This window comes from Bradyrhizobium sp. SHOUNA76, assembly GCF_023006445.1.
Taxonomy (GTDB): domain Bacteria; phylum Pseudomonadota; class Alphaproteobacteria; order Rhizobiales; family Xanthobacteraceae; genus Bradyrhizobium.
In genome coordinates this window covers 1-10,220 of record NZ_JALBHA010000200.1, presented here as the reverse complement: position 1 = coordinate 10,220, position 10,220 = coordinate 1, and the positions used below count along the sequence as shown (strand labels likewise).

Genomic DNA, 10,220 nt, shown 5'->3' with positions numbered 1-10,220 from the left:
GCCGCCGCGCGTGCAGACGCCGGTCTCCGGCAGCACCAGCTCGACCCGTGCCGCGGCCTTCTTGTCGCCGGCAATGTCGGCGGCGATCGAGCGGACCTGCTCGTAGCCGGTCACCATCAGGAAGGTCGGCGCCCGGCCGTAGGATTTCATGCCGGCGATGTAGAAGCCCGGCTCGTCATGCGCGAGCTCGCGCGCGCCGTGGGGGCGAACGGTGCCGCAGCTATGTTCGTTGGGATCGATCAGCGGCGCCAGCGCGACCGGCGCCTCGATGGCCGGGTCGAGCCGAAGCCGCAGCTCGGACAGGAACGACAGGTCGGGACGAAAACCGGTCGCGACGATCAACTCATCTGCAATCACGCTACGCGCACCGCGGCAGGCGCCGGCCGAAATTTGGAGGCGACCTTCGGAGCCCGACACGTGCGTGACGCCGAATCCGGTCTCGACCCCGATCCTGCCGGCCGCGACGAGCGCGGCGAAGGTCGAGCCAAGCTCGCCGCGTGCGGCAAGCTGGTCGTTGCTGCCGCCGCCAAAGGCCTTTGCGGGTTCAGTGCCGCGCAAGAGCCAGACGGCCTTGGTACCGGGCACTTCGTCCGCGAGTTGCACGAGATCGATCAGCGTGCCCACGGCGGAATGGCCGGCACCGAGCACGGCAACGGTCTTCCCGGCATATCTGGCGCGATGTGTACCCCGCACGTCCGGCATGCCATGGGCGATGCGGTCCGCGCGCTCGCGTTCGCCGATCGCGGGCAGACCGTTGCTGCCGGCAGGATTGGGCGAGTACCACGTGCCTGACACGTCGATGACGGCATCGGCGCGCAGCACCTCCGGGCCTTTGCCGTTCTGATAGCGGATCTCGAACGGCGCCTGCTCCCTGCCCTTCGTCTTCGCCTTGTCGAAGCCGGCGCGGCTGATCGCGGTGACACGGCTCGAGGTCCGGATCGCCTCGCGCAGCGGCGTTCGCGTCGCGAGCGGCTCGAGGTAGCGCTCGATCAGCTCGCCGCCGGTCGGATAGGATTGCGGGTCCGGCGAATTCCATCCCGTCGGCGCGAGCAGGCGCGCCGCCGCCTTGTCGACATTGTATTCCCACGGCGAGAACAGCTGCACGTGCTGCCACTGACGGACGGCGTGGGCGGCCTCACCTCCGGCCTCGAGCACGATGGGAGACATGCCGCGTTCGAGCACGTGCGCGGCCGCCGCGAGACCGACCGGCCCTGCCCCGATGATCGCAACCGTCTTATCGTTCATTCGGCCTCTCCCATTCTTCTAGAATCATGGAATTATTCGGCAAAAAAATCAGGCCGCCGTTTGCGCGCCCTTGCATTCGGCCTCGTCGGCACAACACTCCGCCGCCATGAAATCCAGCAGGCCTCGCATCGTGTCATAGTTCGCATGACAGACCAGGCTGGTGGACTCACGCACCTGGCTGACCAGCCCGACCGACACCAGGCTCTTGATGTGGTGGGACAGGGTCGATGCCGGGATTTTCAGTTTTTCCTGCAAGCGGCCGACGGGCATGCCTGCGTGCCCGGCCCGGACGAGGGCCCGATAGATCTGAAGCCGGGTCCGGTTACCCAGGGCTTCCAGCCGTGCTGCTGCGTCATCGATCTTCATGGAAGTGAACATGCCCCTGGGACTCCCTCCCTGTCAACGATATTTCTAGAATATTCGAAATAGTACGCCGCCGATTTCGGATTGACGCCAGGCCGATAATTCCATAAGTCTGGATATATGGAAACCGAGGAAGCCGTCCTGGCGCTCGCAGCGCTGTCCCAAGCGACCCGCCTGGAAGCCTTCCGGACCCTGGTCCGGCACGAGCCTGACGGACTTGCGGCGGGCGATCTCGCCCGCCTGCTGGAAGTCCCCCAGAACACGCTTTCGGCGCACCTCGCGATCCTGAGCCGCGCGCGCCTCGTGTCCTCCGAGCGGCACAGCCGCTCGATCATCTACCGCGCCAACCTCGGCGAATTTCGCGACATCGCGGTTTTCCTGCTGCGCGATTGCTGCGGCGGGCGCCCTGAGGTCTGCAATCCCGTCGTCGAAACATTGCAATCCTGCTGCTCGCCGAAACGGAAGGAGCGAAGCCGTGGCTGACGAGATGGACAATGTGCTGCCCCGGCGCTCCGAATACGCGGCATGTGCAACGCCGAAGGCCGATTGATGGAAACATTCGACCTTTCACGGCGCCTTGCGGCCGAGGCGCTCGGCACGGGCATTCTGGTCGCCACCGTGGTCGGGTCCGGCATCATGGCCGAGACCCTGACCAAGGATATGGCGCTTGCACTGCTCTGCAACACCTTGCCGACCGGGGCCATTCTGGTTGTCCTGATCGCGGTGCTCGGTCCGATCTCCGGCGCGCACTTCAATCCGGCCGTCACCCTCGTCTTCACCGGCAAGCGCGAATTGCCTGTGAACGAGGCCGTGCTCTACGTGATCGCGCAGATCGCCGGCGGCATCGCCGGAACGCTGGCGGCGCATCTGATGTTCGGACTGCCGCTGCTCGACCTCTCGACCAAGGTCCGAACCGGAGGGCCGCAATGGTTCGCCGAAGCCGTCGCCGCGTTCGGGTTGGTCGCGACGATCCTGGCCGGCATCCGCTTTCAACGGACGGCGGTGTCCTGGCTGGTGGGCCTTTACATCACGGCGGCCTATTGGTTCACGGCTTCCACCTCGTTTGCCAACCCGGCGGTCGCGATCGCAAGGTCGCTGACCAACACCTTCGCCGGCATTCGCCCCCTTGACCTGCCCGGGTTCATCCTTGCAGAGCTCTGCGGCGCGTTCGCTGGCATGCTGCTGATGAACTGGCTGCTCGGCGCCTCGCACGCGCGCGGCCCTGTTGCGATTGCGGAGACACCTCGATGAACGTCACCATCTATCACAACCCCGCCTGCGGCACCTCGCGCAACACGCTAGCGATGATCCGGCAGAGCGGCACCGAGCCCGACGTCATCGAATATCTGAAGACGCCGCCCTCGCGGGACAAGCTCAAGGAGCTGATCGTGGGGCTTGGCATTCCGGTCCGCGCGCTGCTGCGTGAGAAGGGAACGCCGTACAAGGAGCTCGGCCTCGACGATCCCAAATGGACCGATGACGAGCTGATCGACCAGATGCTGGCTCATCCCATCCTGATCAACCGTCCAATCGTCGTGACGCCAAAGGGCACGCGGTTGTGCCGCCCCTCGGAGGCCGTCATCGACCTGCTGGACAATCCCGTCGGCCGCTTCGTCAAGGAAGACGGCGAAGTGGTCGAAGCGCGATAGACTGGCGGGAAGGCGGCTGCGGGCCCTTGGCTTAACCGGAAGCGGGCTTCGTTGAGGCTCTAAAAGCCGCTGGCGGGATTCCAGCAGCATGTTAGCATCACGTTCTTGCAGGTTCGTGAGCAAACGTCATGCATCGCACAATCTCTCGTCGCGTGGTGCTTATCGGCTGCTTGGGTTTGGCAACGCAGAAGGCGGTTGCGCAACGATCCCGGATCTGGCGCGTGGCCTACCTGGTGTCCGGGAGAGGCTCGGCCACGACTCCCGTCATCAAGGATACGCTCCGATCCCTCGGGTACGAGGAAGGCAAGAACCTCGTTTTCGATGTTCGCGAGGCGAATGGCCGTTATTCGGAGCTTCCGGAATTGATGCAGCAACTTCTCCAGTTGAAGCCCGACGTCATCATCGCCGAGGCCACTCCGGCGATCGCTGTCGCCCAGAAGGCCACATCGACCATCCCGATCGTCATGTCGCCATCGACGGATCCGATCGGCTCCGGCTTCGTGAGGAGTTTCGCCAAACCCGGCGGCAACATCACGGGTGTCGCCAACATGTTCGGCGACCTCACGGCCAAGACGCTCGACATCGTTCGGCTCGTCTTCCCGAACGTCAGGAAACTCGGAGTGCTGACGTCCAACAACCCGACCCACGCCGCGCTGTTCGAGGTCGCCCGCGACGCTGCGGCGAAGATCGGGATTTCGGCGGATCGCTATATCGCACCAAACCCGGAGGACGTGAAGAAGGCCTATCAGGACATGAAGGCCGCCGGCTGCGACGTGGTGTATGTGCTTGCCGATCCGATCAGACCTTCGCTTCCTTCCATCGCGCTGGAGCACCGCCTGCCTTCAGTTTTTCAGGTCAACAGCTACACCGAATTGGGCGGGCTCATGAGTTACGGTCCTGAGATCCTGTCGTTGTTCGTGAAGGCCGCGCACTATGTTGATCGCATATTGAAGGGTGGAAATCCTGCCGACATACCCGTCGAACAGCCGACCCAGTTCGTGTTCACGATCAATCTGCGAACCGCGAAAGCGCTTGGCCTTTCAATTCCGGAAAACGTCTTGATCATGGCCGACAAGGTCATCGAGTAGCCTTGCCGTGCTGCGGCCTCACAATTCGCTCCGCTACTCCGCGGCCTGCCGGGCGCAGGCTCCATTCGCTGTCGCGGCATCTTGATCGGCAAGAGGCGCGCGATCAGGCAGTCCCCGCCCCTTCACCAGGCCGAAGATCGCCGGGATCACGATCAGCGTCAGCAGCGTCGACGAGATCATCCCGCCGATCATCGGCAGCGCGATGCGCTGCATGATCTCCGATCCCGTTCCGGTGCTCCACATGATCGGCAGCAGGCCCGCCATGATGGCGACCACGGTCATCATCTTGGGCCGGACCCGCTCGACGGCGCCCACCATGATGGCGTCGTGGAGATCCTGCCGGGTGAAGCCGCTGCTCTCGGCCTTGCGCTTCGCCTTCATCTCGGCCAGTGCGTGATCGAGATAGATCAGCATCACGACGCCGGTCTCGGCGGCGACGCCTGCAAGCGCGATGAAGCCGACGGCGACCGCGACGGACAGGTTGAAGCCGAACCACCACATCATCCAGATGCCACCGACCAGCGCGAACGGCAGCGACAGCATGACGATGAGCGTCTCGGTCAGCGCCCTGAAGTTCAGGTACAGCAGCAGGAGGATGATCGTCAGCGTCACGGGGATCACGATCTTGAGGCGGGCTGCCGCGCGCTGGAGATATTCGTACTGGCCGCTCCAGACGACATAAGTGCCGGCGGGAAACTGGATGCTCTCCGTCACGGCGCGTTGCGCGTCCGCGACGTAACTGCCGATGTCGCGATCGCGGATGTCGACATAGATGTAGGTCGCGAGCTGGCCGTTCTCGGTCCGGATCGAGGTCGGCCCCCGCGCCGGCTCGACCTTCGCGACCTCGCCGAGCGGCACGGCGCCACCCGCCGGCATCGGCACCAGGATGTCGCTGGCGATCGCCTTGGGATTGTCGCGGAGGTCACGGGGATAGCGCATGTTCACCGTGAAGCGCTGCCGTCCCTCCACGGTCGTCGTCACCGTCTGACCGCCGAGCGCAGCCGCGATGGTGTCCTGAACGTCCTGGATCAGGATGCCGTAGCGGGCGAGCGCCTCGCGGTCCGGAACGATCTCGAGGTAGTAGCCGCCGATGCCGCGCTCGGCGTAAGCGGACGACGTGCCCGGGACGGTCTTGATCACCCGTTCGACCTGCCGCGCCAGCCGGTCGATCTCGACGAGGTTGGTGCCCATGACCTTGACGCCGACAGGCGTGCGGATGCCGGTCGACAGCATGTCGATGCGCGCCTTGATCGGCATGGTCCAGGCGTTGGAGACGCCGGGAAATTGCAGCGCCTTGTCCATCTCCGCAATGAGACTGTCGACCGTGACACCGGGGCGCCATTGCTCCTTCGGCTTCAGGTTCACCACCGTCTCGAACATCTCGGTCGGCGCCGGGTCGGTCGCGGTCGCCGCCCGTCCCGCCTTGCCGTAGACGGAAGCGACCTCGGGGAACGACTTGATGATGCGGTCCTGCGTCTGCATCAGCTCGGCCGCCTTGGTGACGGAGATGCCGGGCAGCGTCGTCGGCATGTAGAGCAGCGTTCCCTCGTTCAGCGTCGGCATGAACTCGGTGCCGAGCTGGCGGGCCGGCCAGATCGTGACGGCGAGCACGACGAGCGAGGCCAGGATGACCAGCGTCTTGGCGCGAAGCACGCCATCGATCACCGGCCGATAGATCCAGATCAGTAAACGATTGATGACGTTCCTGCCCTCCGGCACGATCCGGCCGCGGATGAAGATCACCATAAGCGCCGGCACCAGGGTGACGGATAGCAGGGCCGCAGCCGCCATCGAGAACGTCTTGGTGAACGCCAGCGGGCTGAACAGCCGTCCCTCCTGCGCTTCCAGCGTGAAGATCGGCATGAACGACACCGTGATGATCAGCAGGCTGAAGAACAGCGCGGGGCCGACTTCGGATGCGGCATCGATCAGGATCTGCACGCGCGACTGACCAGGCTCGGCGCGTTCGAGATGCTTGTGGGCATTCTCGATCATGACGATGGCGGCATCGACCATGGCGCCGATCGCAATCGCGATGCCCCCCAGGCTCATGATGTTCGATCCCAGCCCGAGCAGCTTCATGGCACCGAACGCCATCAACACGCCGACCGGCAGCATCAGGATCGCGACCAGCGCGCTGCGGACGTGGAGCAGGAACACGATGCAGACCAGCGCAACCACGACGCTCTCCTCGAACAGCGTATGCTTGAGCGTGTCGATGGCCGCGTAGATCAGGCTGGAGCGGTCGTAGACCGGCACGATCTCGACCGATTTCGGCAGGCTGCTCGCGATCTCCTTGAGGCGCTTTTTGACGTTCTCGATGACGTCGAGGGCATTGGCACCGAAGCGCTGCAGCACGATGCCGCTTGCGACCTCACCCTCGCCGTTCAGCTCGGTGATGCCACGGCGCTCATCCGGTCCGAGCTCGACATTGGCGACGTCGCGGAGCAGCACCGGCGTGCCATTGCTCGTCTTCAGGACGATGTTGCCGAGATCGTTGATGCTTTTGATGTAGCCCTTGCCGCGAATGACGTATTCGAACTCGGCGAGCTCGACGGTGCGCCCGCCGACATCGGCGTTGCTGGCGCGGATCGCCTCCCGGATCTTCTGCATGCTGATGCCGCGGTCGCGCATCCGCTGGGGATCGAGCACCACGTTGTACTGCTTGACGAAGCCGCCGATGCTGGCGACCTCGGCGACGCCTTCGGCCTTGGCGAGCGCAAACTTCAGATTCCAGTCCTGGATCGTGCGGGTGTCCGCCAGATTCAATTCCTTTGACAGGACAGCGTACTGGTAGACCCAGCCGACGCCGGTCGCATCGGGCCCGATGGTCGGGCTGACGCCGGCGGGAAGCCTGGACGACGCGCCGTTCAGGAACTCCAGGACGCGCGAGCGCGCCCAATAGATGTCGGTGCCGTCCTCGAAGATCACGTAAACGAACGACACGCCGAAAAACGAGAAGCCGCGCACGACCTTGGATTTCGGCACCGTCAGCATCGCCGTCGTCAGGGGATAGGTGACCTGGTCCTCGATCACCTGCGGCGCCTGGCCGGGATATTCGGTGTAGACGATGACCTGGGTGTCCGAGAGGTCCGGGATCGCATCCAGCGGAAGATGGATCAGCGCATAGAGACCGGCTGCGGCCGCAAAGCCGGTGCCGAACAGCACCAGCAGCAGGTTGCGCGCCGACCAGGCGATGATGCGGGCGATCATTTGTGATCTCCCGCCGCATGGCCAGGTTCGGAAGCCTGCGGCGCCGCCTCGGCAAAACCTTTGAACGCGGCCTTCAGATTGCTTTCAGCATCGATCAGGAAGTTGGCGGATGTGACCACCGCCTCGCCGTCCGCAAGTCCGTCCCGCACCTCGATGTAACCGCCACCGCGGCGGCCGAGCTTCACCTCGCGCGGCTCGAAGCGCCCCTCGCCTTTGTCGACGAGAACGGCCTGGCGCGTGCCGGTGTCGAGCACCGCGCTATCCTGGATGGCCAGGACGGGCGCGCTGTCGGCCGTGTCGATGTCGGCGTCGACGTACATGTCCGGCAGCAGCGCCGCGTCAGGATTGGCGAGCTCGATCCGGACACGAACCGTCCTTGTGTCGCGGTTCACCTGCGGATAGACGATTGCGATCTTGCCGCTGAAGACACGGCCGGAAAAGCTGCGCGCGCGCACTGCGACGGACTGCCCCACCGCGATATTGCCGAGATCGCGCTCGGCGACGTCGACCAGCGCCCAGACCAGCGAGGTGTCCGCAATCCGGAACAACACGTCGCCAGGATTGGCGCGCATGCCTTCGATCGCGCTGCGCTCGAGCACGATGCCGTCGCGCCGCGCCGACCAATGCACGGTGACGGGCGCGAGGCGCGTCCGCTCCAACTCGGCGATGACCTGCTCGGGGACGTCGAGATTGACCAGCCGTTGCCGCGAGCCGCGGCCGTACATCTCGACGCCACCCACCGTCTTGGAAGTGATCGTCGCGAGATATTCCGCCGCCGCGGAGGCGACCGCCGAACTGTAGATTTCCATCAAGGGCTGCCCCGCCTTCACGCGGGAGCCGGTGGTGACGTCGGCGACCTTCTGCACGAAACTCTCGGCGCGCATCGCGATCACCGAGACGCGGCGCTCGTCGAGCTGGATCGTGCCGGGCGCCTTGACCGAGACGCGGATCGCGCGCCGCTCGACCGGCTCGGATTTCACGCCGGTGCGCTGGATCTTGCCCGGCGAGAGCTTCACCGTGCCGTCGTCGACCTCGTCGCCTTCGTAGACGGGGACATAGTTCATCCCCATCGGATCCTTCTTCGGAACCGGAGAGGTGTCGGGCAGGCCCATGGGATTGCGGTAGTAGAGGATTTTTCGCGATGAGGCCGCCTGCGCTGGCTTCGATGCCGCCGCGACGGCCTGATCGTCCTCGTAGGCCGGCAGATAGTCCCGCCCGCACTCGTCCTTCTTCGGAGCGGCGGACCAGGACGGCGCGCCGCTGGGATCGCGGTAATAGAGCGGAACTCGGTTCGCCCCGGCCGCAGCGGGGGTCACCTCCGCATGAACGGACCAGCGCCCGTCGGTCGAGGACCGGTACGCGCCCAAGGAGTACGTCGCCAAGGCGAGGCCACCGCCCAGAGCGAGAATCGTCAGGAGACGCAGCGTCTTCATGGTGTGCATTCGCGCGCTCAGCGCGCGTCCAAGTAAATGGGAAAGGCAAGCTCGGACGCCGCGAACGGCGTCCGCACGCTCACTTGGTTGCCGTGACGATCACCTTGCCGGTGACAGTCTCCGGCTCGCCCTGCACCTTTGCCGACAGCGTGACCTGGTAGCGACCGGCCATCGGCAGGTCCGTCCTGAAGGCGTAGACGCCCGGCTCCTTCGACGGCAGCGGCGCCACGGCCGATTCCATCTCAGCCATTCCGTCCGGGGCCATGTCGACGCGGGTCTTGAAGATGACGGCGTCCGCCACCGGCTTGCCGGTCTGCTTGTTGGTCAGGCGAACCGAGAGCGTGACGTCGCCGCCCTTCTTCATTTGTGCATTGACGGGTTCGAAGGCGTAGTCGGCGGCGCCCGCCATCGCCGCGGCAGCGGCAAGCGAAAGGGTGGCGGCGAGCGCCGCTGTGCTGAATTTGGAAAGCATTGTCCTGTCCTCATGAATTGATCTCTCGCCGTGGCGCATGGCGCGCACGTCAGTCGTCGTCGCGAGCAGCCATGCCGCTCGCGCCTCAGCTCAGAGAGATCAGATTCGAGGTGGTCGGAAAGGAGGACTGCCGCGGGAGAAGGAGACGACCTGATCCGCGGGAATGGCGATCTTGCTCGCCGCTACGGCGACATGCCCGAAGGCGACGGGCCTGATATCATCGAGCGCAATGGTGCCGCCGACGCAGCAGAAGCCCATCCCGCATTTGTAACCGCCCGCGTTGGAGGCCGGTCCCTTCATGTCGGGGCAGCAATCGTCCATCGACATCTCGGCGTCGCCGCCCATCTGCATGGTCGCGTGCATGTCGTCCGACGACATGGCGAGGCTGGATGCGGACACGCCAACCGGCAGCATCGCCAGGGATATGGCGATTGCAAATGCCAGGATGGTACGGACGAACCGCATCGATATCGACTTACCCTTCGGGGCCGGAACACGTCCTTAGTAACATATCCCGGTGCCGGCGGCGCTTGTTGATCCGGATCAAGCATTCGTGAGCAGCGGCCGGGCGGTACCGGCCCGGCCGCCTGCCCGGCTCAGATCTTCGGGATCTTCGCCCGCTCGACCACGCCGGTCCATTTGGCGATCTCGGTCTCGATCAGCTTCTTCATCTCCTCCGGCGAGCTGCCGCGGACCTCTCCGCCGACGGCGGTCTCCAGGCGCTGCTTGAGCTCGGGGTCTGCGAGCGCCGCCAGTG

General features: G+C 64.9%; 10 protein-coding genes. 4 read left to right on the top strand and 6 right to left on the bottom strand.

Features of this window, described 5'->3' with window-relative positions:
• Window positions 1-1,245 (bottom strand): NAD(P)-binding domain-containing protein (locus MOV74_RS20405; protein WP_246926038.1); only part of this gene is annotated, 1,245 nt, incomplete at its 3' end.
• Window positions 1,246-1,293: 48 nt separating this feature from the next.
• Window positions 1,294-1,611 (bottom strand): helix-turn-helix transcriptional regulator, encoded by a 318-nt coding sequence (locus MOV74_RS20400; protein ID WP_246926039.1) that lies wholly within the window; start codon window positions 1,609-1,611, stop codon window positions 1,294-1,296.
• Window positions 1,612-1,728: 117 nt separating this feature from the next.
• Here MOV74_RS20400 and MOV74_RS20395 point away from each other — a divergent pair, with 117 nt between their 5' ends.
• From MOV74_RS20395 to MOV74_RS20380, 4 genes are all read left to right on the top strand, one after another.
• Complete coding sequence (locus tag MOV74_RS20395) at window positions 1,729-2,091, top strand: helix-turn-helix transcriptional regulator (RefSeq protein WP_246926037.1); 363 nt, start codon at window positions 1,729-1,731, stop codon at window positions 2,089-2,091.
• Between the two features lie 66 nt (window positions 2,092-2,157).
• The gene (locus MOV74_RS20390; RefSeq protein WP_246926036.1) at window positions 2,158-2,859 is read left to right on the top strand and encodes an MIP/aquaporin family protein; all 702 of its coding nucleotides are present in this window, start codon (window positions 2,158-2,160) and stop codon (window positions 2,857-2,859) included.
• The gene (gene arsC / locus MOV74_RS20385; RefSeq protein ID WP_246926035.1) at window positions 2,856-3,257 is read left to right on the top strand and encodes an arsenate reductase (glutaredoxin); all 402 of its coding nucleotides are present in this window, start codon (window positions 2,856-2,858) and stop codon (window positions 3,255-3,257) included. Before MOV74_RS20390 ends, arsC begins: the two co-directional genes overlap by 4 nt.
• A gap of 221 nt (window positions 3,258-3,478) precedes the next feature.
• Window positions 3,479-4,345 (top strand): ABC transporter substrate-binding protein, encoded by an 867-nt coding sequence (locus MOV74_RS20380; RefSeq protein ID WP_246926034.1) that lies wholly within the window; start codon window positions 3,479-3,481, stop codon window positions 4,343-4,345.
• 33 nt (window positions 4,346-4,378) lie between these two features.
• On the opposite strand, the gene MOV74_RS20375 is transcribed toward MOV74_RS20380, so the two are convergent.
• The 4 genes from MOV74_RS20375 to MOV74_RS20360 all read right to left on the bottom strand — a co-directional run bounded on the left by MOV74_RS20375 (window position 4,379) and on the right by MOV74_RS20360 (window position 9,928).
• A complete protein-coding gene (locus MOV74_RS20375; protein ID WP_246926033.1) occupies window positions 4,379-7,558 on the bottom strand; it encodes an efflux RND transporter permease subunit in 3,180 nt (1,059 codons plus the stop codon).
• Window positions 7,555-8,991, bottom strand: a complete 1,437-nt coding sequence (locus tag MOV74_RS20370) for an efflux RND transporter periplasmic adaptor subunit (RefSeq protein ID WP_246926032.1) — start codon at window positions 8,989-8,991, stop codon at window positions 7,555-7,557. Before MOV74_RS20370 ends, MOV74_RS20375 begins: the two co-directional genes overlap by 4 nt.
• 79 nt (window positions 8,992-9,070) lie before the next feature.
• On the bottom strand, window positions 9,071-9,463 hold the full coding sequence (locus MOV74_RS20365; protein ID WP_246926030.1) for a FixH family protein: 393 nt from the start codon (window positions 9,461-9,463) through the stop codon (window positions 9,071-9,073).
• A gap of 99 nt (window positions 9,464-9,562) precedes the next feature.
• Window positions 9,563-9,928, bottom strand: coding sequence for a hypothetical protein (locus MOV74_RS20360; RefSeq protein ID WP_246926028.1), 366 nt, complete (start codon window positions 9,926-9,928; stop codon window positions 9,563-9,565).
• Window positions 9,929-10,220 lie beyond the last annotated feature (292 nt).

What these genes read in the sequence shown, in the direction of transcription:
- MOV74_RS20360 (WP_246926028.1), bottom strand. Translation starts at nt 9,928, where the DNA reads ATGCGGTTCGTCCGTACCATCCTGGCATTTGCAATCGCCATATCCCTG.
- MOV74_RS20365 (WP_246926030.1), bottom strand. Translation starts at nt 9,463, where the DNA reads ATGCTTTCCAAATTCAGCACAGCGGCGCTCGCCGCCACCCTTTCGCTT.
- MOV74_RS20395 (WP_246926037.1), top strand. Translation starts at nt 1,729, where the DNA reads ATGGAAACCGAGGAAGCCGTCCTGGCGCTCGCAGCGCTGTCCCAAGCG.
- arsC (WP_246926035.1), top strand. Translation starts at nt 2,856, where the DNA reads ATGAACGTCACCATCTATCACAACCCCGCCTGCGGCACCTCGCGCAAC.
- MOV74_RS20375 (WP_246926033.1), bottom strand. Translation starts at nt 7,558, where the DNA reads ATGATCGCCCGCATCATCGCCTGGTCGGCGCGCAACCTGCTGCTGGTG.
- MOV74_RS20400 (WP_246926039.1), bottom strand. Translation starts at nt 1,611, where the DNA reads ATGAAGATCGATGACGCAGCAGCACGGCTGGAAGCCCTGGGTAACCGG.
- MOV74_RS20370 (WP_246926032.1), bottom strand. Translation starts at nt 8,991, where the DNA reads ATGAAGACGCTGCGTCTCCTGACGATTCTCGCTCTGGGCGGTGGCCTC.
- MOV74_RS20390 (WP_246926036.1), top strand. Translation starts at nt 2,158, where the DNA reads ATGGAAACATTCGACCTTTCACGGCGCCTTGCGGCCGAGGCGCTCGGC.